21 protein-coding genes are annotated in these 22,365 nt (G+C 63.7%); 14 read left to right on the forward strand and 7 right to left on the reverse strand.

All coding sequences use genetic code 11. The features are described from left to right. Window positions 1-24: 24 nt before the first annotated feature. Both AC1D08_RS23460 and AC1D08_RS23465 read left to right on the forward strand, forming a co-directional pair. Window positions 25-723: a type 1 glutamine amidotransferase gene (locus AC1D08_RS23460; RefSeq protein ID WP_457151381.1), complete on the forward strand. Its 699-nt coding sequence runs from the start codon at window positions 25-27 to the stop codon at window positions 721-723. Window positions 724-1,161: 438 nt separating this feature from the next. Continuing rightward, complete coding sequence (locus AC1D08_RS23465; RefSeq protein ID WP_257784452.1) at window positions 1,162-1,293, forward strand: hypothetical protein; 132 nt, start codon at window positions 1,162-1,164, stop codon at window positions 1,291-1,293. 38 nt (window positions 1,294-1,331) lie between these two features. Here AC1D08_RS23465 and AC1D08_RS23470 read toward each other — a convergent pair whose 3' ends face one another. Genes AC1D08_RS23470 through AC1D08_RS23480 form a run of 3 tightly spaced genes read right to left on the reverse strand, consistent with a single transcriptional unit; the run spans window position 1,332 to window position 4,118 of the window. Beyond that, window positions 1,332-2,123 carry a metallophosphoesterase gene (locus AC1D08_RS23470; RefSeq protein WP_457151380.1) on the reverse strand — a complete coding sequence of 264 codons (792 nt, stop codon included), beginning with the start codon at window positions 2,121-2,123 and terminating at the stop codon, window positions 1,332-1,334. 35 nt (window positions 2,124-2,158) lie between these two features. Next, window positions 2,159-3,295 (reverse strand): alpha-hydroxy acid oxidase, encoded by a 1,137-nt coding sequence (locus AC1D08_RS23475; protein WP_477424190.1) that lies wholly within the window; start codon window positions 3,293-3,295, stop codon window positions 2,159-2,161. A 43-nt stretch (window positions 3,296-3,338) separates the two neighbouring features. Next, the gene (locus tag AC1D08_RS23480; RefSeq protein WP_457151378.1) at window positions 3,339-4,118 is read right to left on the reverse strand and encodes an FCD domain-containing protein; all 780 of its coding nucleotides are present in this window, start codon (window positions 4,116-4,118) and stop codon (window positions 3,339-3,341) included. A 208-nt stretch (window positions 4,119-4,326) separates the two neighbouring features. Here AC1D08_RS23480 and AC1D08_RS23485 point away from each other — a divergent pair, with 208 nt between their 5' ends. The 5 genes from AC1D08_RS23485 to glcF all read left to right on the forward strand — a co-directional run bounded on the left by AC1D08_RS23485 (window position 4,327) and on the right by glcF (window position 10,655). Continuing rightward, window positions 4,327-5,649, forward strand: coding sequence for a DUF3422 family protein (locus AC1D08_RS23485; protein ID WP_457151377.1), 1,323 nt, complete (start codon window positions 4,327-4,329; stop codon window positions 5,647-5,649). 134 nt (window positions 5,650-5,783) lie between these two features. Further along, window positions 5,784-7,280 (forward strand): FAD-linked oxidase C-terminal domain-containing protein, encoded by a 1,497-nt coding sequence (locus AC1D08_RS23490; RefSeq protein ID WP_477424192.1) that lies wholly within the window; start codon window positions 5,784-5,786, stop codon window positions 7,278-7,280. 250 nt (window positions 7,281-7,530) lie between these two features. Further along, window positions 7,531-8,115 (forward strand): ASCH domain-containing protein, encoded by a 585-nt coding sequence (locus AC1D08_RS23495; RefSeq protein WP_457153562.1) that lies wholly within the window; start codon window positions 7,531-7,533, stop codon window positions 8,113-8,115. Then, entirely contained in the window at window positions 8,112-9,317 is a 1,206-nt protein-coding gene (locus AC1D08_RS23500; RefSeq protein ID WP_457153563.1) for an FAD-binding protein, read from the forward strand. The genes AC1D08_RS23495 and AC1D08_RS23500 overlap by 4 nt, the downstream gene beginning before the upstream one ends. A gap of 12 nt (window positions 9,318-9,329) precedes the next feature. Further along, window positions 9,330-10,655 carry a glycolate oxidase subunit GlcF gene (gene glcF / locus AC1D08_RS23505; protein ID WP_457153564.1) on the forward strand — a complete coding sequence of 442 codons (1,326 nt, stop codon included), beginning with the start codon at window positions 9,330-9,332 and terminating at the stop codon, window positions 10,653-10,655. A gap of 22 nt (window positions 10,656-10,677) precedes the next feature. Here the strand turns inward: glcF and AC1D08_RS23510 are convergent, their stop codons facing one another. After that, window positions 10,678-11,598 (reverse strand): bifunctional 5,10-methylenetetrahydrofolate dehydrogenase/5,10-methenyltetrahydrofolate cyclohydrolase, encoded by a 921-nt coding sequence (locus AC1D08_RS23510; RefSeq protein ID WP_457153565.1) that lies wholly within the window; start codon window positions 11,596-11,598, stop codon window positions 10,678-10,680. Window positions 11,599-11,864: 266 nt separating this feature from the next. Next, window positions 11,865-12,608, reverse strand: coding sequence for a L,D-transpeptidase (locus AC1D08_RS23515; RefSeq protein ID WP_457153566.1), 744 nt, complete (start codon window positions 12,606-12,608; stop codon window positions 11,865-11,867). 211 nt (window positions 12,609-12,819) lie between these two features. On the opposite strand from AC1D08_RS23515, the gene AC1D08_RS23520 reads away from it, so the two are divergent. Continuing rightward, on the forward strand, window positions 12,820-13,458 hold the full coding sequence (locus AC1D08_RS23520) for a DNA-3-methyladenine glycosylase I (RefSeq protein ID WP_457153567.1): 639 nt from the start codon (window positions 12,820-12,822) through the stop codon (window positions 13,456-13,458). A 51-nt stretch (window positions 13,459-13,509) separates the two neighbouring features. On the opposite strand, the gene AC1D08_RS23525 is transcribed toward AC1D08_RS23520, so the two are convergent. After that, window positions 13,510-13,764, reverse strand: coding sequence for a hypothetical protein (locus AC1D08_RS23525; protein ID WP_457153568.1), 255 nt, complete (start codon window positions 13,762-13,764; stop codon window positions 13,510-13,512). A gap of 250 nt (window positions 13,765-14,014) precedes the next feature. Between AC1D08_RS23525 and hisS the strand changes: the two genes are divergently transcribed. The 6 genes from hisS (at window position 14,015) to AC1D08_RS23555 (ending at window position 21,344) form a co-directional block, all read left to right on the forward strand. Next, window positions 14,015-15,520: a histidine--tRNA ligase gene (gene hisS / locus AC1D08_RS23530; RefSeq protein WP_477225539.1), complete on the forward strand. Its 1,506-nt coding sequence runs from the start codon at window positions 14,015-14,017 to the stop codon at window positions 15,518-15,520. Between the two features lie 178 nt (window positions 15,521-15,698). Continuing rightward, complete coding sequence (locus AC1D08_RS23535) at window positions 15,699-16,820, forward strand: ATP phosphoribosyltransferase regulatory subunit (RefSeq protein WP_457154629.1); 1,122 nt, start codon at window positions 15,699-15,701, stop codon at window positions 16,818-16,820. Continuing rightward, window positions 16,817-17,515, forward strand: a complete 699-nt coding sequence (gene hisG / locus AC1D08_RS23540; RefSeq protein WP_457154628.1) for an ATP phosphoribosyltransferase — start codon at window positions 16,817-16,819, stop codon at window positions 17,513-17,515. The genes AC1D08_RS23535 and hisG overlap by 4 nt, the downstream gene beginning before the upstream one ends. An 81-nt stretch (window positions 17,516-17,596) precedes the next feature. Continuing rightward, window positions 17,597-19,369: an AMP-binding protein gene (locus tag AC1D08_RS23545; RefSeq protein WP_477424194.1), complete on the forward strand. Its 1,773-nt coding sequence runs from the start codon at window positions 17,597-17,599 to the stop codon at window positions 19,367-19,369. A gap of 167 nt (window positions 19,370-19,536) precedes the next feature. Beyond that, window positions 19,537-20,640, forward strand: a complete 1,104-nt coding sequence (locus tag AC1D08_RS23550) for a calcium:cation antiporter (protein ID WP_477225541.1) — start codon at window positions 19,537-19,539, stop codon at window positions 20,638-20,640. Between the two features lie 65 nt (window positions 20,641-20,705). Further along, the gene (locus tag AC1D08_RS23555) at window positions 20,706-21,344 is read left to right on the forward strand and encodes a class I SAM-dependent methyltransferase (protein WP_457154540.1); all 639 of its coding nucleotides are present in this window, start codon (window positions 20,706-20,708) and stop codon (window positions 21,342-21,344) included. A gap of 150 nt (window positions 21,345-21,494) precedes the next feature. On the opposite strand, the gene AC1D08_RS23560 is transcribed toward AC1D08_RS23555, so the two are convergent. After that, the gene (locus tag AC1D08_RS23560) at window positions 21,495-22,172 is read right to left on the reverse strand and encodes an MIP family channel protein (protein ID WP_457154925.1); all 678 of its coding nucleotides are present in this window, start codon (window positions 22,170-22,172) and stop codon (window positions 21,495-21,497) included. Window positions 22,173-22,365: the final 193 nt, after the last annotated feature.

A 22,365-nucleotide genomic window follows, 5' to 3' on the forward strand; every position in this document is an offset into this window, starting at 1 on the left:
TTTTCATGTCAGCAGGGTTTTGCGATGCGGGTGCTGGTGGTCCAGAACTACGACAATACCGGTCTTGGCCAGGTCGGCGCGGCCCTGGCGGAAGCGGGCGCCGACCTCGATCTGCGTTTGCCCTACAAGGGCGATCCCCTGCCGGATGATGCTGGCGGGCACGACGCCATGGTGGTGCTCGGCGGTGGCCAGAACGCGCTGGACGACGACGATTATCCCTATTTCCCGGCTCTGCTCGAACTGACCCGCGATTTCGCCGACAAGGACCGTGCCGTGCTCGGCATCTGCCTCGGCAGCCAGCTCGTTGCCCGCGCCTTCGGTGGCGAGAACCGCATCGGCGGCGCCAACGAGTTCGGCTGGCACGGCGTGTCGCTGACGCCGGACGCCAAGGCCGATCCGGTGCTTGGCGCGTTGCCGGAAAAATTCTCGATCTTCCAGTGGCACGACGACACGTTCGTGCTGCCTGAGAACGCCGTGCGGCTCGCCGGCAATGATGTCGCCGAGAACCAGGCGTTTCGCGTTGGCCGCGCCGTCTACGGCTTCCAGTTCCATTTCGAGGCCGACCGGCCGATGGTGCAGGACTGGAGCACGTCCTTTGCGCCGACCATCGCCGCGCGCCATCCCGACTGGGCCGGCAAGCTCGATGGCGAAATGGCCCGTAACGGGCCTGATGCCGACGCTGCCGGCCTGGCCATTGCCCGCGCCTGGGTGGCGACGATCTAGGGTGCGTTGATATTCAGGTGATGCCGGCCTGCAAACGCCGGCTTCCTGCACTTCCGGTGCTCACGTACCCAAAAGTACGCTCCGCTCCGGTTCTCGGAACCCATCGTTTTCGGCTCGGCCTGACCTGAATCTCAACACACCCTAATTTGAGCACCCCAGTGTCCTGCCGCGTGACATAATTGGCACGCGGCGGTGAAACCGCCTGGGGAAAACCCCTTTCATCCTTGGCTTGTGTCCGCCCGTCATCCTAGAAGGCGCGCGCTCTGCATCGGCTGTGCAACCGCGGTGAACCTTTGGTGTGACCCGCGCGACACACCGTCGATACAGAACGCGCCTAGAAGCGCGAAATCGTCGAAACTTTGAAGCGAATTCTCCGTTTCAACGCATTGGTAACCGCCTGGTGCACAGATGCAGCAAGCTCAACAAGAGATGACGTCCGTGAAAGCAGCGCTTCTGTCCTTTGCTATGTTGTCCGCCATCGTGCTGTGCGGCCTCGGCATCTATTCCGCCGACGCAGCCAACAACCACAACGCCGTCGACGGCTACGGCGTCACCGCCTCGCTTCGCTAAAAGCCGGAGCGTTTTTCGCGTCCCTGGACGCGCCGCGCTCAAGCTCCCTTCGTCGTCCCAGCCTCCTTGATCGTGATCGTCAGGATGCGTTTGTCCGGGCCGTCGACGACGAGCGCGCTGAGCATGCCTGATTGCCAGGCAAGCGTGTCGACATTGACGCGGTTGGCCATCACTTCCGCTTCCGGCACCGGCGTGTGCCCGTGCACCACGATCTTCGGGAACAGGCCCGGATAATTGTGGAAGATGTCGCGGATCCACATCAGATCCTGCGGATTTTGCCTTGCCAGCGCGATGCCCGGCCTGATGCCGGCATGGCAGAAGAAGAAATCCCCGAGCGTCAGCGAAAGCCGCAGCGATCGCAAAAAATCGATATGGGTTTGCGGCACCGCCTCGACCAGGGATTCATGTCCTTTGCGCACGGCGGCCTCGGCTTTGCCGAACCACATGCTGGTGCCTTCACTGATCGCCACGCCGTAGGACAGCGCCGTCTGGATGCCGCCGAAACGGATGAAAAGCCCTTCCGGGTCGGGCTTCTTGAGAAAGTCGAGAAAGCCGACGTCGTGGTTGCCGGCCAGCATCACATGGCGCGGGTCGCGCTCTCGCGCCTCGATCAGGAAGTCGATGACGCCTTTGGAGTCCGGTCCACGGTCGACATAGTCGCCAAGATGGATGACGCGCCAGTCGGCAGGCGCATCCCGCTCGATCTCATCCTCGATCCGCTGATGCATGGCGGCCAACAGGTCGAGCCGGCCATGCACGTCGCCGATCGCATAAAGACGCACACCTTCCGGCCCATGCGCGTCGAGAAAATGGATGCCGGGTTCTGCCAACTCTGCGCCGTCTCCGTGGTCAGGCTGTCACGGACTTAGCGCCGGAGCTGGTCCTTGCCCATGTCGGTGACCAGACGCTTTCCGCACAGCGCCAGCGTGATGTCCATCTCCTTGCGGATGATTTCCAATGCCTTGGTAACTCCTTCCTTGCCGAGCGCACCCAGGCCGTAAAGAAATGGCCGGCCGATATAGGTGCCCTTGGCGCCGAGGCAGAGCGCCTTCAGCACATCCTGGCCGGAGCGGATGCCGCCATCCATGTGCACTTCGATCGTGTCGCCGACCGCGTCCGCAATCTCCTCCAGCGCCATGATCGAAGACGACGCGCCATCGAGTTGCCGCCCACCATGGTTGGAGACGATGATAGCGTCGGCGCCGGTCTTGACCGCCATCAGCGCATCTTCCTTGTCGAGAATGCCCTTGAGGATCAGCTTGCCGCCCCAGCGTTCCTTGATCCAGGCGACATCCCTCCATGACAGATGCGGATCGAACTGCTCCGTCGTCCAGGAGGACAACGAGGCGACGTCGCCGACGCCCTTGGCGTGGCCGACAATATTGCGGAAGGTGCGGCGCTTGGTGCCGGCCATGCCCATCCACCAGCGCGGGCGAATGGCGATGTCGGCGATGTTGGCCAGCGTCATCCTGGGCGGCGCCGAAAGTCCGTTGCGGACATCCTTGTGGCGTTGTCCGAGGATCTGCAGGTCGAGCGTCAGCACCAGCGCCGAGCACTTCGCCGCCTTTGCCCGGTCGATCAGGTCGAGCACGAAATCCTTGTCGCGCAGCACATAGAGCTGGAACCAGAATGGCTTCCTGGTCACCGAGGCGACATCCTCGATCGAGCAGATGCTCATCGTCGACAGGGTAAATGGCACGCCGAACTCCTCGGCCGCCTGCGCCGCCAGCATCTCGCCATCGGCATGCTGCATGCCGGTCAGGCCGGTCGGCGCCAGCGCCACCGGCATTGCCACCTTCTCGCCGATCATGGTCGATTCCAGCGAGCGGTTGCTCATGTCGACCAGCACGCGCTGGCGGAATTTGATCTTGGCGAAATCCTCCTCGTTGGCCCGATAGGTGCTTTCCGTCCAGGCGCCGGAATCGGCGTATTCGAAGAACATTTTTGGTACGCGCCGGCGCGCGAGGTCCTTGAGATCGGCGATTGTGAGGATTTGGCTCATGAGGGTTCCCGCTTATCAGTCCTGGGAGCGTCTGCGTGTGAATTCATCTGGCCCCTTCAGACCGTTGCCTGAGCCTCAGCCGCGAGACGCGTTGCCAGTCGCCGCTGCGCTCGGCCTCGGCCATCGACCGCTCGACATAGATCATGTGGTCCATCGCCGCTTGCCGCGCGGCCGCAGGGTCACCGGCCTTCACCGCGGCATGGATCGCCCGGTGCTGGGCAAGCAGCGCGTCGCGCGCGCCGGGCACGGTGAACACCAGCAGCCGGTTCTGGAACACGCCTTCCGACAGCAGCCGGTAGCAGGAGCGCAGCGTGTGCAAGAGCAGGATGTTGTGCGCGCACTCGCAGATCGCGTGGTGGAACTCGACATCGATTTCGGCTTCGTCGTCGAAATCGCCGGTCCGGTGCGCTTCATCCATGCGCGCCATGATGCGGTCGAGCAGCGCCAGATCCTCCGGAGTGGCGCGTCGCGCCGCATACTCGGCCGCGACGCCCTCGATCTCGCGGCGGTATTCCAGGTAGTCGGCCACCGCCTTGCGATGCATCGAGATCAGGTCGGCCACCGGCTTGGTGAACAGCTGGCCAATGATGTCGGCGACATGCGTGCCGCCGCCGGCCTTGGTCGTCAAAAGGCCGCGCCCTTCGAGCGCCTTGAGAGCATCGCGCAGGATCGGCCGCGACACGTCGAACTGGCGTGCGAGCTCGCGCTCGCCAGGCAACCGGTCGCCGGTGCGCAGCACGCCTTCCAGGATGAGGCTCTCGATCTGCTGCACCACCTCGTCGGCGGTGCGCGAATGCTCGATCCTGGAAAAAATGTCGCTCAACAGAATGCCTGGAAGGTGAACCGCTGTCGTGCAGGATAAAGCCTGCGTCGCCAACTGGTCAAATTATTTATCCAATTGGTCGAAGCGGGTCGATTTTGACGCCTGACGCCATATCGTCTTCGGCTAAACTTTGCTGTTTGCGTCATCTGGCCATTGGCCCTAGAGGGACGCAATGTAAGAGGGTCTAGAGAACCCCGGGGGACAAGCCGTGTCAGACGACCCGTCCAATCTCGAGTTCCAGCCGCGCGCCAAGGGCAGCGTCATGGGTTTTCCCGCGCATGAGGGCCGGCCCGGTGCGCTTGGCGAGGTCCATGCCCGGCCGCATCCGCTGATCGACAAGCCGCGTGTCCTGGTGCAACTCGCCTTCATGACCGAGGGCGGATCCGGTGTCGACCATGCGGTGCTGTCCGAACTGTCGCGGCGTCTGGGCATTGCCGCGCCCGACCGCCAGGCCCGCCACCACGCCATGAAGTGGGGCAAGGGCTCGCTGCGCTGGGAGCGGCACACGGAATTCTCGACCTACCTGTGGGAAGGCCCGCTCTCCGAAAGCGGCAGGGCGCTGGAGGACTCGCCGTTCGGCAACGGGTTTTCCCCGCCGGGAACCGTCATCTCGGGGATCAGGCTCGAAATCCGCAAGTGGACGCAAGCGAGCGAGCGGCTGATCGCCGGCTTCGACCCGACCAGCCTGTGCTATTCGCTGGTCGAACGCGGCAACGCCGCCATCGTCACCGATTTCCGCCAGGATGGCGACGGCATGACCCGCATGCTGGTGCTCGACCGCGGCCTGACGCCGGCGCGAACCGGGGCGCTGTCGCAACGGCTGATCGACATCGAAACCTACCGAACGCTGGCCATGCTCGGCCTGCCATTGGCGCTGACCCTGTCCGGCCGCGCCCGCCGCATCGAGGACAGGCTGGCGCAGACCACGCTGGAGATGAAGGTCGCCGAAACCCGCGACAGCCAGACGCTGCTGGCCGACCTGACCGAGCTCGCCGCCGAACTGGAAGCGGACGCCGCGTCGAGCCTCTACCGTTTCGGCGCCAGCCGCGCCTATGACGGCATCGTCGTCGAGCGGCTGGAAGCGCTCGAGGAAGAAGCCGTGCCCGGCTACGACACCTGGGGTGGGTTCCTGCAGCGCCGCGTCGCACCGGCCATGCGCACCTGCCGTTCGGTCGAGGAGCGCCAGGCCAATCTGTCGCGCAAGCTGACCCGCGCCACGACGCTGCTGCGCACCTGGGTCGATGTCGAGGTCGAGAAGCAGAACCGCGACCTGCTGGCGTCGATGAACAATCGCGCCCGCCTGCAACTGCGCCTGCAGCAGACCGTCGAAGGCCTCTCGGTCGCCGCTGTCTCCTATTATGTGGTCGGCCTCGTCGGCTATGTCGCCAAGGGCGCCTCGATCTTCGGCCATGCCTTCGCGCCGGAGGTCGTCACCGCGGCCTCGGTACCCGTCGCCATTCTGCTGGTGTGGTGGGGCGTGCGCCGCGTACGCCGGATGCATTCCGAACCCGGCAAGCCGGCGGGCGAATAGGGCTGTACAGCGGCAGATTGCCGCTGCGGAAGCCTGTCCGGCGGTGACTTTGGGCTTTCCGCCAAAGCGGGATTTGCAACCGGCGCGCTTCACTGGTAAAAGATTTTGACCAGTCAAGCAAAACGAGGCTGCTGATGTCCGGCCTGGCCATGCCGAAACCAGACGACGCCACGATGCGCCGGCGCGACGAGATCGTCGCCGACATGCGCATCATCGTACCGGGCGAGGGCGTCGTCGACGCCGCCAATTCCATGCGGGCCTTCGAGAGTGATGGCCTGACCGCCTATCGGCAGTTGCCGCTGGTCGTCGTGCTGCCACAGACGGTGGCGCAGGTTTCCCGCGTGCTGAAATACTGCAACGACCGCAACATCCGCGTCGTGCCGCGGGGCTCCGGCACCTCGCTGTCTGGCGGCGCATTGCCGCTGGAAGACGCGGTGCTGCTGGTCATGAGCCGTTTCAACCGCATTCTTGCGATCGATTTCCCCAACCGGGTCGTCGTCGCTCAGCCGGGCGTCACCAATCTCGGCATCACCACCGCCGTCGAGCAGGAGGGCTTCTACTACGCCCCCGATCCATCCTCCCAGATCGCCTGCTCGATCGGCGGCAATGTGGCAGAAAATTCCGGCGGCGTGCACTGCCTGAAATACGGCCTCACCGCCAACAATGTGCTCGGCATCGAGATGGTGTTGATGAATGGCGAGGTGGTGCGGCTCGGCGGCAGTCACCTCGATGCGGAAGGTTACGACCTGCTCGGTGTGATGACCGGTTCGGAAGGTCTGCTCGGCGTCGTCACCGAGGTCACCGTGCGCATCCTGAAAAAGCCGGAGACCGCACGCGCCCTGCTCATCGGCTTTCCGACCAGCGAACAGGGCGGCCAGTGCGTCGCCGACATCATCGGCGCCGGCATCATTCCGGGCGGCATGGAAATGATGGACCGGCCGGCGATCCATGCCGCGGAAGATTTCGTCCATGCCGGCTATCCCCTGGATGTCGAGGCGCTGCTGATCGTCGAGCTCGACGGGCCGAGCGTGGAGGTCGACCACCTGATCGGCCTTGTCGAAGCTATCGCCTACAAGAACGGTTCGACCACCTGCCGCATCTCGCAGTCGGAGCAGGAGCGGTTGAGCTTCTGGGCCGGCCGCAAGGCGGCCTTTCCGGCGGTTGGCCGCATCTCGCCCGACTATTACTGCATGGACGGCACCATCCCGCGCAAGGAACTGCCGCGCGTGCTTGCCGGCATGCGCGAGCTGTCGGAGACATACGGTCTCGGCGTCGCCAATGTCTTTCACGCCGGCGACGGTAATCTGCATCCGCTGATCCTTTACGACGCCAATGTGCCGGGCGAACTCGACAAGGCCGAAAGCTTCGGCGCCGACATATTGCGGCTCTGCGTCAAGGTCGGCGGCGTGCTCACTGGCGAACACGGCGTGGGCGTCGAGAAGCGCGACCTGATGCCGGAGATGTTCAACCAGATCGACCTCGACCAGCAGATGCGGGTCAAATGCGCCTTCGACCCCAACCACCTGCTCAACCCGGGAAAGGTCTTCCCGCAGCTACGCCGCTGCGCCGAACTCGGGCGCATGCACATTTCCGGCGGCAAGCTGCCGTTTCCGGACATTCCGAGGTTTTGAGAGGAAATGTCGGCGCTTGAACACCCCCCTCTGTCCTGCCGGACATCTCCCCCGCAAGGGGGGAGATTGGCTGGCCGCAATGCTGGTGCTTATCCTTCAACCAAAGGAATTTGCGAAAGCCGTGGTGACGATCTGATCTCCCCCCTTGCGGGGGAGATGTCCGGCAGGACAGAGGGGGGTGGGAAGGATCGCGGCATCTCCACACCTCTGTTTGGCGCAGGCTTCGCCCAATACCCGAGTGAGGTCTGAATTGCTGTTCAAACAATCCTCGCTGGACAAGATCGCGCGCAAGGAAGTGACGCTCGCCTTTCGCCGCTGGAAGCGGCCGACGGTCAAGGCCGGCGGGCGGGTGAGGACGGCGTCGGGCGTCGTGCTGATCGGCGATATTGCGATCGTGGACATGTCCGCACTGACGGAAAAGGACGCAACTGCGGCCGGCTTTCCGGCACTCGGAGCTCTTCAGGAGATGCTGGGCTCCGATGACGGCACTCCGGTCTACCGCATCGAACTCAACGGTATCGAACCCGACGAACGCGTTGCCTTGCGTGGCGAGGCCTCGCTTTCCGATGCGGATTGGCACGCCCTGACCGCACGATTTGCGCGCTGGGACAAGACCGCACCGGGCCACTTCCCGTCGATCCTGCGGACGATCGGCGCCCACCCGGAAGTGTGGGCGGCTGAGCTGGCTGCGATGGCCGGCGTCGAAACGCTGAAATTCAAGCAGGATGTCCGCAAGCTCAAGGAACTCGGCCTCACCGAGAGCCTCGAGATCGGTTACCGGCTGTCGCCAAGGGGCGAAGCCGTGCTCGAAAAGCTCCGGGAGCACAGGCTTTGACGTCTTTTACCCCGACCACATCGGACGAAGTCCTGTCCACCGTCGCATGGGCGGCGGCGGAGGAATCGCCGCTCGAAATCCTTGGCCATGGCTCCAAGCGCGGCATTGGTCGTCCGCAACAGTGCGAACACACACTCGACCTGTCCAAGCTCACAGGCGTTACGCTCTATGAACCGGCCGAACTGGTGCTGTCGGCCAAGGCCGGCACGCCGCTGGCCGACATCGAAACACTGCTGGCGGAAAACGCCCAGCAGCTTGCCTTCGAGCCGATGGACTACGGCCCGCTGCTTGGTGGCGAGCCTGGCAAAGGCACCATCGGCGGTGTGCTTGCGGCGAACCTTTCCGGCCCGCGCCGGCTGAAGGCGGGCGCGGCGCGCGATCATATCCTGGGCATCAATGCCGTTTCCGGCCGTGGCGAGGCGTTCAAATCCGGCGGCCGCGTGGTCAAGAACGTCACCGGCTACGATCTGTCAAAACTGATGGCCAACAGCTGGGGCACGCTGGCCGCGTTCACGGATGTCACCTTCAAGGTGCTGCCCGCCGCCGAGACCGAGGTCACGCTCGCTGTCCGCGGCCTGCTCGACGATGCCGCCGCCGCCGCCATGGCGCTGGCGCTCGGCTCAAGCGCCGAAGTGTCGAGCGCTGCCCATCTGCCGGAGCGCATCGCCGCGCGCGTCGCCGGCGGCACGCTTGGCAGCGAGGCCGCGACGTTGCTGCGCGTCGAAGGTTTTGGCCCTTCCGTCGCCTATCGCATCGCCGCTCTGAAAACGCTGCTCGGCAAGGCTGGACCGCTGGAGGAGATTTCCGGCGAGGCTTCACGGCTGATCTGGCGAGATGTGCGCGATTGCAGGCCCTTCGCCGACGGCACCGAGAAGCCGGTCTGGCGTGTGTCGATGACGCCGGGAGAGGGCCACCAGATGGTTCTGACGCTGCGCATGCAGGCCGCCGTCAGCGCGTTCTATGATTGGCAGGGCGGGCTGGTGTGGTTACGCATGGAAGAGGGCGACCCGGAAGCCGCTTTGCTGCGTGGGCTGTTGAGAAAACATGGCGGCGGCCATGCGACGCTGGTGCGCGCCGCCCCTTCCCATCGCGCCGCCCTGCCGGTTTTCGAGCCGCAGGCGCCGGCGCTGGCCGCACTTAGCGCGCGGCTGAAGCAGGAATTCGACCCAAGAAACATCCTCAATCCCGGCCGCATGGCCTAGGACTAGATCGCGATGCAGACCAATTTTTCGCTTGCCCAGCTCGCCGATCCGCATGTCGCGGAATCCGAGAAGATCCTGCGCAAATGTGTGCATTGCGGCTTCTGCACCGCCACCTGCCCGACCTATGTCACGCTCGGCAACGAGCTCGATTCGCCGCGCGGGCGCATCTACCTGATCAAGGACATGCTGGAGAACGGCCGTCCCGCCGACAAGGAGATCGTCACCCATATCGACCGCTGCCTGTCCTGCCTTGCCTGCATGACCACTTGTCCCTCGGGCGTCAACTACATGCATCTGGTCGACCATGCCCGTGCCCACATCCAGGAGACCTACAAGCGGCCGCTGCTCGACCGCCTGACCCGCGCCATGCTTGCCTTCGTGCTGCCCTATCCCGCGCGGTTTCGCGCAGCACTCAGGCTGGCGAGGCTGGGCAAGCCGTTCATTGGCCTGTTCGGGAAGGTCCAAGCGCTGAAGCCGCTTGGCGCGATGCTCAAGCTCGCGCCGGCATCGATCCCCAAAACGTCACCGATGGCCTCACCGGGTATCCATGCCGGGCAAGGGGCCAAAAAAGGCCGCGTCGCCATCCTCACCGGCTGCGCGCAATCGGTGCTTGATCCCGCCATCAACGAGACGACGATCTCGCTGCTGACGCGGCTCGGCGTCGAGGTCGTGGTGCCGCCGGGCGAGGGCTGCTGCGGCGCGCTGGTCCATCACATGGGGCGGGAACAGGCGGCACTCGCTTCGGCGAGGCAAAATGTCGACGCCTGGACGCGCGCCATCGAACAAAGCGGGCTCGATGCCGTCGTCATCACCGCATCCGGCTGCGGCACGACGATCAAGGATTATGGCTTCATGCTCCGTCTTGATCCGGCCTATGCCGACAAGGCGGCGCGGGTGTCGGCGCTGGCCAAGGACATCACCGAGTATCTCTCAGGCATCGAGCTGCCCGAGCCGGTGCGCAAGCCGGGCACGGTCGTTGCCTATCATTCGGCCTGTTCGATGCAACACGGCCAGAAGATCACCCGCCAGCCGAAGGAATTGCTGACCAAGGCCGGATTCATCGTGCGCGAGCCGCGCGAGGGCCATCTGTGCTGCGGTTCGGCCGGCACCTACAACATCCTGCAATCCGAGATTTCGGCCAAGCTGCGCGACCGCAAGGTGAAAAACATCGAGGCCACGGGGGCCTCGATCGTCGCCACCGGCAACATCGGTTGCATCGCGCAGATCGCGTCCGCGGCGAAGATGCCGGTGGTGCACACGATAAAGCTGCTCGACTGGGCCTATGGCGGGCCGAAGCCGGAAGGCGTTGCGGAAGACAGCCCGATCGCCGCCGAGTAGGCCTCGTGGCCCGTCTCGGTGCTTACTCGGCCGCCAGCCTGTCGGCCGTGCCGTATGTCGCTTCATAGAGCGCGCGCTGCCGGCTGAGCGCCACCATCGTGTTGCGCAGCAGGATCGCCACCGTGATCGGGCCGACGCCGCCCGGCACCGGCGTGATCCAGGAGGCGACCTCGCGCACGCTTTCGGTGTCGACGTCGCCGACGGTACGGCTGGAACCGTCAGGGCCGATCTCGGAATTGATGCCGATGTCGATGACGGCAGCGCCCGGCTTGACCATGTCGGCCTTGATCAGTCGCGGCTTGCCGACGGCGACGAACAGCGCATCGGCGCGACGCGCATGCGCGGCAACCGATCGTGTCATGTGATGGCAGACCGTCACCGTAGCGCCTTCGCTCATCAGCAGGAAGGCGATCGGCTTGCCGACAATTTCGGAATGGCCGACGATGACCACTTCCAGCCCCTTGAGGTCGAGGCCGGTCTCCTTCAGCAGCTCGACCGAAGCGGCGGCCGTGCAGGGCGCGAGGTCGAGCTGGTTGTAGACGATGTTGCCGATCGAAGCCGGATGCATGCCCTCCACATCCTTGAGCGGATGCACCGCCGCCTGCAGCGTCCGGACCGGGATATATGCCGGCACCGGCCGCTGGATGATGATGCCGGTGACCCGCGGATCGGCGTTCAGGCCGTGGATGGCCGCTTCCAGTTCGCCTGATGTGATGGTGGCGGGAAAGCGCCGTTCCTCGAAATCGATGCCGGCCAGTTGCGCCTTGGCGCGCTGGTTGCGCACATAGACATCCACCGCTGCGGTGTCGCCGACGGTGATCGAAATCAGCTTGGGCGGAAACCCCTCGGCTTTGGCGATCGTTGCATCCTCGCGCACGGCGGCAATGATGCGCTGGGCAACCGGGCCGCCCTTGAGATAGCGGCTGTCGTCGGACAGGGACATGGGCGAACTCTTTTGCTTGGTTGCCGCCGACATAGCAAAAGAACATCGCCAAGGGCAGCACGAAAGCGAACCGTCATGCTTTTTGCGCGACGTGCCGACCAGGGAGTGTCGCTGACCCTCAGGCTCCGGTCGAAACGGAAAGGGCAGCGCGGTTTCCCGTGCTGCCCTTCCTGACTGGCCGCATCCCCATACGGCCCGTCCCCCGTATCTTCAGACTGGTCGCCAAAAGCGAGGTGCTTTGCCGGCCAAGTGATTCGTCGCCGGAACTATATCACCTCGACAGTGGTTCCGACATTGACCCGTTCATAGAGGTCGACCACGTCCTCGTTGCGCATGCGGATGCAACCGGACGACACCGCGCCGCCGATCGTCCATGGCTGGTTGGTGCCATGGATGCGATATTCGGTCGTGCCGATATAGAGCGCGCGTGCGCCGAGCGGGTTCTCCAGGCCGCCGGCCAGGTAGGTCGGCAGGTAGCGGCCCTTGGCGGCTTCGCGCTTGATCATCTGCGCCGGTGGGCGCCAGTCCGGCCACTCGCGCTTGTTGGTGATCTTGTGCGTGCCCGACCATTCGAAGCCGGGTTTGCCGGTGCCGACGCCGTAGCGCCGTGCCTTACCGTTCTTCTCGACCAGAAAGAGGAAATTCTGGGTCGTATCGATGACGATCGTGCCCGGCTTCTGCGGGCCGTCATAGGCGACTTCCTGCGGCAGGTAGATCGGGTTGATCTGCGGACGCATGACCATCCGCTTGGAAGGCGGCTGCACGGCCGCAGTCTGCACCCGGTCAGGCTGCCCCGGTTGAGCGTAGCGCAGGCGCGGCTGCTGCACGACCTGGCGGTTCTGGCGAACGATGCCGGGCGCATGGCCAAGCTGCAGCACCCAGGGGGCGGAAAGGTCGGGGCTCACCATAACCGGCGGCCTGTCGGCGTAGCGATCGCCGGCGGTTGAAGGCGTGACGCCCGAGGCAAACACAGCCGCGGCGCCGAGCACGGGAAACAGAACTGTCTTCATCGGAACGCACCTTGATCGTCTGAAACAACCGGGTGGAACGCCCCCGGTTCGGCGATCATTGGCGCGTAAGCAGCAACCGAAACATGAATCGGAATGCGTAAAATGCGCTGTTGTCAGTAAACCTCTTGGTGTGGTTACCGCTGGGTTCAGGAATCTGGTAAAGCCGCAGTAAATGCAGCGCAAAGGCGCGTTAACGGACGGATTTTTGGCTATGGAAAAAGAAAACACCGGCCTGCTCGCCGGCCCCGACGGTGTCGCGCGTTGCTTCTGGCACGGCAATCTGCCCGACTATCTGCATTACCACGATCATGAATGGGGCCGGCCGGTGGCGGACGACCGCAGGCTGTTCGAAAAGATCTGCCTCGAGGGTTTCCAGTCGGGCCTGTCGTGGCTCACCATCCTGCGCAAGCGGGAGAATTTTCGCGAGGCCTTCGCAAATTTCGAATTCGACAAGGTCGCCGCCTTCACCGACAAGGATGTCGAGCGCCTGCTTGGCAATGCCGGCATCATCCGTCATCGCGGCAAGATCGTCTCGACCATCAACAACGCCAAGCGTGCCCGCGAGATGGCCGACGAATTCGGCTCGCTGGCCGCCTGGTTCTGGAGGTTCGAACCCGGCAAGGACGAGCGTCCCGAAATCGTCGACCTCGCCCATCTGCGCGCCAACCCGACCACCGCCGTCTCGGTTCGGATATCGAAGGAGCTGAAGAAGCGCGGCTGGAGCTTTGTCGGCCCGACCACGGTCTACGCCTTCATGCAGGCCATGGGCCTGGTCAACGACCATCTCGAGGGCTGCGTCTGCCGCAAGCAAGTCGAGAAAGAGCGAAAGGCTTTCAAGCGGCCGAAGTAGCGGCGCTTGCATCCCTTTTGGTGAGTCGCCCGAAGGCGCGGGTGGGTACCTTCAGGTGCCGTTGGCGCTGGCCAGGAAAAGCCCGGCGACAATCGCCACCACCGTGGCCACGGTCGGGTAGATCACCAGCAGGCCGGTCATCAATGCGTCGCGCATGGATGGTCCCTTGCCGGTGTCGGCCGGTATCTCGAACGGACCGGCGGCCTGGCTGACGATTTTCTGGGCGTGGATGTCGGCTGGACGCAGGCGCGCGGGCAAGTCGCCTGCGCTGCCGTCGATGGCATGGAATCTTGCTGTGCTGGTCATGGCCCGAACCCCTTCGTGTCGGCGCGACTTATCGGCTGCGATTGTGTCGGCACGATGCCGCACCCATGGCGGGAATGTTTCATTTTCGGTGCGTTTTTGTTTCGGGGCGGTTCGCCTCTGCCTTCTCCCGACAGGGAGAGGCAAGGCGGCAAACCCTTGCCGCACAAAGCTGCATCGGTTAGGACACGCGCGCTGCGGAAATAGGAAATTTCCTATCGCACAGCGCCACGAAACACCGAGTACCCATTCCATGGCCGACAAATCGGAAAAGACGAAAGCGCGGCTGCCGCGCGGTTTTGCCGACCGCAGCGCCGAAGACATCCGCGCCGTCGAGAAGATGATGGCGACGATCCGCTCGGTCTATGAGCTCTATGGCTTCGAACCGGCCGACCAGCCGCTGATCGAATACACCGATGCGCTGGGAAAGTTCCTGCCCGACCAGGACCGGCCGAACGAAGGCGTGTTCTCCTTCCAGGACGATGACGACCAGTGGCTGTCGCTGCGCTACGACCTGACTGCGCCGACGGCGCGTTTTGTCGCCGAGAATTACGAGCGGCTGCCCAAGCCGTATCGCAGCTACCGCTCCGGCTGGGTGTTCCGCAACGAGAAGCCAGGCCCCGGCCGCTTCCGCCAGTTCATGCAGTTTGATGCCGACACGATCGGCACGCCGGGCGTGGCGGCTGACGCCGAGATGGCGATGATGATGGCCGACGTGATGGAAGCGCTCGGCATCAAGCGCGGCGACTACGTCATCCGCGTCAACAGCCGCAAGGTGCTGGACGGCGTGCTGGATGCGATCGGCCTTGGCGGCGACGACAATGCCGGCCGCCGGCTGACGGTGCTGCGGGCGATCGACAAGCTGGACAAGCTAGGGCCGGAAGGCGTGAGACTTCTGCTTGGGCCGGGGCGTTGGGATGGCGGCAAGGAAGGCGAGGGCGACTTCGCCAAGGGCGCCGGGTTGAATGACGGACAAGCCGAGGCGGTTCTTCGTGCGACAGCGAGGAATGCACAGGCTGGTCAGGATTCCAGCGTCAGCACGAATGCGGTCTACCAGGAAGGCGTTGGCGAGCTCTCGACGATCGAAGCCCTGGTCCGGGCCGCGGGATACGCCGAAGACCGCATCGCCATGGACCGTTCCGTCGTGCGTGGCCTAGAATACTACACCGGCCCAGTCTTCGAGGCCGAACTGCTGGCCGAGATCCCCAATGAGGACGGCCAGATCGTCCGCTTCGGCTCGGTCGGTGGCGGCGGCCGCTACGATGGCCTCGTCTCGCGCTTTCGCGGCGAGCCGGTACCGGCGACCGGTTTCTCCATTGGCGTCTCCCGGCTGATGACCGCGCTGAAGAACCTCGGCAAGCTCGACAGCGCTGATGTGATCGCGCCGGTCGTCGTGCTGGTCATGGACAAGGACACCGACAGCCTCGGCCGCTACCAGAAGATGGTGGCGGCGCTGCGGGCTGCCGGCATCCGTTCCGAAATGTATCTCGGCGGCGCCGGCATGAAGGCGCAGCTCAAATATGCCGACCGGCGCGGCTGCCCGGTCGCAATCATCCAGGGCGGCGACGAGCGCGCCAAGGGCGAGCTGCAGATCAAGGATCTGATCGAAGGCGCGCGCATGTCGGCCGAAATCACCGACAACGCCGAATGGCGCGCCGCGCGCCCAGCCCAGGTGACGGTGGCGGAAAGCGAACTGGTCACTGAGGTGAAGAAGATCTTGGCGGCGCAGGCCGCCGATCGCGCCAAAGGTGGCGCTTGAACACCCCCCTCTGGCCTGCCGGCCATCTCCCCCTCAAGGGGGGAGATTGGCAGCTTGAGGCTCGGCGCCTCTTCTTCAACGCTGGAGATTGGCGAAAGCCTACGCGACATCCAATCTCCCCCCTTGAGGGGGAGATGGCCGGCAGGCCAGAGGGGGGTGCCTCGCGCCCGTCTGATCAATGACCTCCCGCTACCCTGCCATATCAGCCGACATCATCAATCTCTTCGCCGAGCGCAACACGCATGCGGTCGAGGTTGCCGTGCTGCAGCCGGCCGATCCGTTCCTCGACATGGCCGGTGAAGACCTTCGCCGGCGTATCTTTCTCACCGAAAGCGAAACCGGTCAGGCGCTGTGCCTGCGGCCGGAATTCACCATTCCGGTCTGTCTCGACCACATAAGATCGCAGGCGGGCACGCCGCGCCGCTATTCCTATTTGGGCGAGGTGTTCCGCCAGCGCCGCGAAGGCGGCAACGAGTTCTTCCAGGCCGGCATCGAGGATTTGGGCGATCGTGACACCGCCGAGGCCGATGCCCGTTCGCTGGCCGACGCACATGCGCTGCTTGCCCTGGTGCTGCCCCGCCAGGCGCTGGCGATCACGCTCGGCGACCAGACCATTTTCGAGGCCGTGCTGGCCGCCCTTGGGCTGCCGCGCGGCTGGCGCATGCGTCTTGCCCGCGCCTTCGGCTCGGCGCCGATGCTGCAGGCAGCACTCGCCGATCTAGCCAACCCGCCACGCAACGGCCAACTCTCCGGTCCGGTCGCTTCCCTTGTCCTCGACGGCGATCTCGAAGGTCTGTCCGCGCACATCGCCAGTGGCATGGAAGAGGCCGGCCTGTCGGCCTCCGCTGGGCGCTCGCCAGCCGACATAGCGCGTCGACTGATCGAGAAAGCTGAGTTGCGCAGCGTGCGGCTATCCAACGAGGCCTTCGCGGCACTAAAGAGTTTTCTGGCGATCGACGTGCCGCTCGACGGCGCGGCCCAGGCGTTGGCGACCTTCGCCGCCGGTGCCGGGCTCTCGCTGGGCGCCGCGCTGGAGAATTTCGCCGCCCGCGCCAAGGCGATCGAAGCGCATGGCTTGCCGACGGGAAGGATCCGCTACGACGCCGCCTTCGGCCGACCGCTCGACTACTACACCGGCCTGGTCTTCGAAATCGCGGCGCAAGATGGCGAACGGCCGCTCGTCGGTGGCGGCCGCTACGACCGGCTGCTGACGCTGCTTGGCGCCAAGACGCCGATCCCCGGCGTCGGCTTTTCCGTCTGGCTCGATCGCATCGACGCATTGCGGGAGACGGCGCCATGATCACCCTGGCAATCCCGTCGAAAGGCCGGCTCAAGGAGCAGGCGCTGGAGGTGCTGGCCAAGGCCGGGCTCGCCGTCAGCCTGCCCGGCGACGAGCGTTCCTACCGCGCCCGCATCGAAGGCTCGGAAGGCATCGAAGTGGCTTTCCTGTCGGCTTCCGAGATTGCTGGCGAGATCGGCCAGAGCGCGGTCGATCTCGGCATCACCGGCGAGGACCTGGTGCGCGAGAACCTTGCCGACTGGGAAACCCGCGCCGAAATCGTCGCCCGTCTCGGCTTCGGCAATGCCGATGTCGTGGTCGCCGTGCCCGACATCTGGCTCGACGTCGACACCATGGCCGATCTTGACGACGTCGCCGCCGATTTTCGTCAGCGCCATGGCCGGCGGCTCAGGATCGCCACCAAATACTGGCGGCTGACGCAGCAGTTCTTCTCGCTAAAACACGGCATCCAGGTCTATCGCATCGTCGAGAGCCTCGGCGCGACCGAAGGGGCGCCGGCGGCGGGCCTGGCCGATGTCATCGTCGACATCACCACCACCGGCTCCACGCTGCGCGCCAATCATCTCAAGGTGCTCGGCGACGGCCTGGTTTTGCGCTCGCAGGCCTGTCTGGTGGCGTCAAAAAAGACGCGCGCGGCGGCGGATGAGGCGCTTCTGCGCGATGTGGCCGCGAAGATGGCGGCCATCGTCAGCTGAGGATGCCCTCCAGTACCATCGACGGGATTTCCACCATCCCGGCGGGCTGATAGGCTCGACCCGTCCTGGGAGGAGACAGCGATGCCGATCAATCTCGACGAGCTGAAGAATGCCACCAATTTGCGCGGGCGTGGATCGCGCAATGGCGATGTCTTCGTGGCACCCGTCGACGGCAAGGCGCATGTTTCCGGCGAGCGCTCGACGCCGCTGCTCAACAAGACTGTTCCCGCTCTGTTTTCCGACACCGCCAGTAAATACGCCACGCTCGATGCTGCGGTCTTCGTCGACCAGGACAAGCGCTTCACCTGGAGCGAACTGTCGGACACGGTCGATGCGCTGGCCGCCGGCTTCCTGGCGCTGGGCCTTGAAAAGGGCGATCGCGTCGGCATCTGGTCGCCCAACCGATGGGAATGGCTGGTGACGCAATTCGCCACCGCGCGCATCGGCCTGATCCTGGTCAACATCAACCCGGCCTATCGGCTGACCGAACTCGACTATGCCTTGAACAAGGTCGGCTGCAAGGCGCTTGTGACCGCGGTCAAGTTCAAGACCTCCGACTATCTCGGCATGATCGAGACGCTGGCGCCGGAGCTCGCGACAGCCACCCCCGGCAAGCTTAAGGCAAAGCAGCTGCCGGCGCTGAAGATCGTCATCCGCATGGGTGAGGACAACTCACCCGGCATGTTCAATTTCGCCGATGTGCTGGCCATGGCCGGGCGCGACGAGCATGACAGCCTCGACCGCATCTCGGAGGGGCTGAAGCCCGGCGACGCCATCAACATCCAGTTCACGTCAGGTACGACAGGGGCACCCAAGGGCGCGACGCTGACCCACAACAACATCGTCAACAACGGCAATTTCGTCACCTCGGCGATTAAGCTGACCGTCGACGACCGGCTGTGCATCCCGGTGCCGCTCTATCACTGCTTCGGCATGTCGATGGGCACCATGGGCTGCGTGTCGAAGGGCTCGACCATGGTTTTCCCGGGCGAGGGGTTCGATGCCGGCGCCACGCTGAAAGCGGTGGCGAATGAGCGCTGCACCGGGCTTTATGGCGTGCCGACCATGTTCGTCGCGCTGCTCGATCATCCGGACTTCCAGTCCTTCGATCTCTCCAGCCTGCGCACCGGCATCATGGCCGGCTCGCCATGCCCGATCGAGGTGATGAAGAAAGTGGTGTCGCTGATGCATATGTCAGAAGTGACGATCGCCTACGGCATGACCGAGACAAGTCCGGTGTCGTTCCAGAGCGGCGTCGACGACCCGCTGGAAAAACGCGTCTCGACGGTCGGCCGCATCCACCCCCATGTCGAGGTCAAGGCGGTCGATGCCGACGGCGCCACCGTCGCCGTCGGTGCGCCGGGCGAACTGTGCACGCGCGGCTATTCGGTGATGAAGGGCTATTGGGACGACATCGAGAAGACCCGCGAGGCGATCGACACCGATGGCTGGATGCACACCGGCGATCTCGCCACCATCGATGCCGAGGGCTATTGCAACATTGTCGGCCGGGTCAAGGACATGGTCATCCGCGGCGGCGAGAACGTCTATCCGCGCGAGGTCGAGGAATTCCTCTACCGCCATCCCAAGGTCAGGGAAGTGCAGGTGTTCGGCATTCCAGACCCAAAATATGGCGAGGAGCTGTGCGCCTGGATCGTGCTCAAGCCAGGCCAGATCGCCACCGAACAGGAGATCAAGGCCTTCTGCGCCGGCCAGATCGCCCACTACAAGATCCCGCGCCACATCCGCTTCCGCACCGAACTGCCGATGACGGTGACCGGCAAACCGCAGAAGTTTCTGATGCGCGAGGCGATGGTCAAGGAACTGGGATTGGTGACGCAGAAGACGGCTTAAGGGGAGCAGCGCTTCGATTTTGAATGCAGCCAAGGTCGCGATCCCGCGGCATCGTTTGGAGCCGCGGGCTGACGTTGTTTGTGAGGGTCGAATGGGGGTCTGCCGGACATTGGCGAAGGTGCTCCCCATGGGTTTTCAGCAAGTTTCGCAGGCGCATGGGGGCTTGAATGAGTGTTTTCCAACGATCGGTCACCTCTTATGCGATGCCCTTGGCCGCCTTGATGATGGCTGTCGCAGTCAGGGCAAGCGGGCTGTCGGTGGATGAAGGTTCGCTGGGCGTCAGGATCCTTGTCGGAGGGCTTTCGAGTGCCATTATGTTCACCACCATTTTCGTGGTGCTCGACCATGCAGAGGCGGTGGCTCGGCGTGTAGGAGAACCCTACGGCACGTTGGTACTGACTTTTGCCGTGACGGCAATCGAAGTGTCGATCATCGTTTCCATGATGCTGCATGGAGAGAACAACCCCACGCTTGCACGTGAGTCCGTCTTTTCAACGATGATGATTACATCTACCGGCGTTGTCGGCATGTGTCTCGCGCTTGGCGGCTGGCGTCATCGCAAGCAGGCAATTGTTCGACAAGGGACCAGCGCATATTTGGCGGTTCTGGCCGCACTGACCGTCATGACGCTTATTTTGCCAACCTACACACAAACTACGGGCCCTGGCACATTTTCAGCTGCTCAACTAGGCTTCGTAGCCGTGCTTTCAGTGCTGCTCTATGCAAGTTTTGTGTTCGCTCAGACTGTCCGGCACCGAGACGACTTCGTCCAAGGGCAAGAACACGACGCTTCGATGCGGACCGCCCCTCACGAAAGCATCGCTGTCAGCACTTTGCTCCTGTTGATCGGGCTGATTGGAATTGTCATGCTCGCCGAGCAAGTCGCCGCAGGTGTTGAAGATACGCTCGTTGCCTACCAGGTGACCCAGTCCGACAGTATTGTGGGAGCATTGATCGCCGGGTTGGTTTTGATGCCGGAGGCCATTTCGGCGGTTCGCGCTTCACTTCACAATGAGCTGCAACGCGGCTTGAATGTTGCGATGGGTTCCGCATGCGCTACAATTGGTTTGACAATACCTGCGGTCGCAGCCGCCAGCCTGCTGACGGGGAGAGGATTAACCCTTGGGCTTCCATCGACTGATGCAGTACTTCTAGTTTTAGCACTCTTCATATGCAACGTGAGTTTTAGTACCGAAAGAACAACATTCCTGACTGGCATGGTCCATATCGTGGTATTTTTTACGTATATATTTCTTATATTTATACCATGACCGGTTTGCGCCCAGATCCGCGGTTGTCTGTGATTTAGGAATTCGGAATCGGAGGCTGCGCGCTGATGTTGGACAATTACGAGGTGGACGAGTTTGGCGTGATCCACCAGATCGACTTCACCCCGATCAAATACGACAAGCAATACATTTCCTATTACGAGGACCTGAGTGACCGGACCATCAAGCTCGGGTATCAGCGACTTGGCTGGGTGCTTGGAATCACCGGCGAGATTCCCCGGTCCGTGTTGGAGATTGGATATGGCACGGGCACATTCGTCGAGGCCGCGAAAATAACCGGAGTGTCCGACTGCGCCGGCTGCGACATCGCCAAGTTTCCGCTGCCCAAGGGCGTCCGCTTTGTCGATTGGGATGAGGCGCTCGCCAGCTCGTGGGATCTCGTCGCCATGTTCGACGTGCTGGAGCACATCCCGGATCTGGGTTTCCTCGCCCGCCTTCAGGCCCGCTATCTGGCCGTCGCCGTCCCTTATTGCCGCTGGCGCGAGCTCGGCGCCGACGGCGACGCGTGGTTCCACACGTGGCGCATGCGTCTCCCCAACGAGCACCTGCACCACTTCGACCGTGACTCGCTGGTGGCACTCCTCGCACACAGCGGCTTCGAGTGCGTGACACTGAACTGCTTCGAGGACGGAATCAGACTGCGGTCCGGCGAAGCGGGTCCGAAATATTCTGTCCGGCTTCTTTAGAAAGCTATAGGCGAGTTCCCCCCGCGCGCTCGACCGAGCGTGCGAAAACGGGCGAGTGAGGTATGGCCTTGTTGTTGAGACGCGGCAGGGTCGGCAAAAAAAGGCGCGGGCCACGGCCCGCGCCTTTTTTCGTATTCAAGCGTCCAAACCTCAGTCCTTCTCGAAGACACGCGCCTTGGCGACGACGCCGGCAATGGCGCCGCCGATCAACGGTGCGACGATGAACAGCCAGAGCTGGCCGATCGCAGCACTGCCGGAAAACAGCGCCGGGCCGATCGAGCGGGCCGGATTGAGCGAGGTGCCGGTGACCGGGATGATGGCGAAGTGCAACCCTGCCAGCGTCAGGCCGATGACCAGCCCAGCGAACGCCGTCGAGTGCTTTTCAGCGGTGACACCGAGGATCACGGTGACGAAGGTAAACGTGCCGATCAGTTCCCACAGGAACGCAGAGCTGACGCCCCATTTCGCCACGTCCCAGCCATTGGCGCCGAAGCCGCCGGTGTGTCCGCCAGCCTGGCCGGAGACGATGATCCACAATGCCAGCGAGGCCAGGATGGCGCCGATGATCTGCGCAATCCAGTAGGGGATGACGTCCTTGGCCGGCAGCCGGCCGGCAAGGAAGACACCGAGCGTCACCGCCGGATTGAGATGCGCACCTGAAATCGGGCCGATCGCATAGGCCGCCGCAATGAGACCGATGCCGAATGCCAGTCCGATGCCTTCCTGGCCGAGCGGCAGCGCACCGCCGAAGCCGCCCGTCACCACCGAAGCCGTACCGATGAACACCAACAGAAATGTGCCTAGAACTTCCGCCAGATAAGTCTTCATTGCCCTCTCCTCGTAGCGATCCGCCGGTCCACGTTTTCCGTGCCGCGAATCATGGCGGCAAGAGTATTCCCAACCGAATAACTTGGAAAGCAGAGCGGTTGCACCAGATCGCGTACTTGCAGGCGCCAGTTACGAACATTAGAAACCTGTCATCTATTGATTGATCTGTTGTTGCTGACCAAGGACATTTACT

It is taken from the genome of Mesorhizobium sp. P2_E6 (genome assembly GCF_056403835.1).

Excerpts from the sequence above, each read along its gene's own strand:
- AC1D08_RS23460 (WP_457151381.1), top strand. The coding sequence starts at position 25 with ATGCGGGTGCTGGTGGTCCAGAACTACGACAATACCGGTCTTGGCCAG.
- AC1D08_RS23475 (WP_477424190.1), bottom strand. The coding sequence starts at position 3,295 with ATGAGCCAAATCCTCACAATCGCCGATCTCAAGGACCTCGCGCGCCGG.
- AC1D08_RS23490 (WP_477424192.1), top strand. The coding sequence starts at position 5,784 with ATGTCCGGCCTGGCCATGCCGAAACCAGACGACGCCACGATGCGCCGG.
- glcF (WP_457153564.1), top strand. The coding sequence starts at position 9,330 with ATGCAGACCAATTTTTCGCTTGCCCAGCTCGCCGATCCGCATGTCGCG.
- AC1D08_RS23510 (WP_457153565.1), bottom strand. The coding sequence starts at position 11,598 with ATGTCCCTGTCCGACGACAGCCGCTATCTCAAGGGCGGCCCGGTTGCC.
- AC1D08_RS23515 (WP_457153566.1), bottom strand. The coding sequence starts at position 12,608 with ATGAAGACAGTTCTGTTTCCCGTGCTCGGCGCCGCGGCTGTGTTTGCC.
- AC1D08_RS23520 (WP_457153567.1), top strand. The coding sequence starts at position 12,820 with ATGGAAAAAGAAAACACCGGCCTGCTCGCCGGCCCCGACGGTGTCGCG.
- AC1D08_RS23525 (WP_457153568.1), bottom strand. The coding sequence starts at position 13,764 with ATGACCAGCACAGCAAGATTCCATGCCATCGACGGCAGCGCAGGCGAC.
- hisS (WP_477225539.1), top strand. The coding sequence starts at position 14,015 with ATGGCCGACAAATCGGAAAAGACGAAAGCGCGGCTGCCGCGCGGTTTT.
- AC1D08_RS23535 (WP_457154629.1), top strand. The coding sequence starts at position 15,699 with ATGACCTCCCGCTACCCTGCCATATCAGCCGACATCATCAATCTCTTC.
- hisG (WP_457154628.1), top strand. The coding sequence starts at position 16,817 with ATGATCACCCTGGCAATCCCGTCGAAAGGCCGGCTCAAGGAGCAGGCG.
- AC1D08_RS23545 (WP_477424194.1), top strand. The coding sequence starts at position 17,597 with ATGCCGATCAATCTCGACGAGCTGAAGAATGCCACCAATTTGCGCGGG.
- AC1D08_RS23550 (WP_477225541.1), top strand. The coding sequence starts at position 19,537 with ATGAGTGTTTTCCAACGATCGGTCACCTCTTATGCGATGCCCTTGGCC.
- AC1D08_RS23555 (WP_457154540.1), top strand. The coding sequence starts at position 20,706 with ATGTTGGACAATTACGAGGTGGACGAGTTTGGCGTGATCCACCAGATC.
- AC1D08_RS23560 (WP_457154925.1), bottom strand. The coding sequence starts at position 22,172 with ATGAAGACTTATCTGGCGGAAGTTCTAGGCACATTTCTGTTGGTGTTC.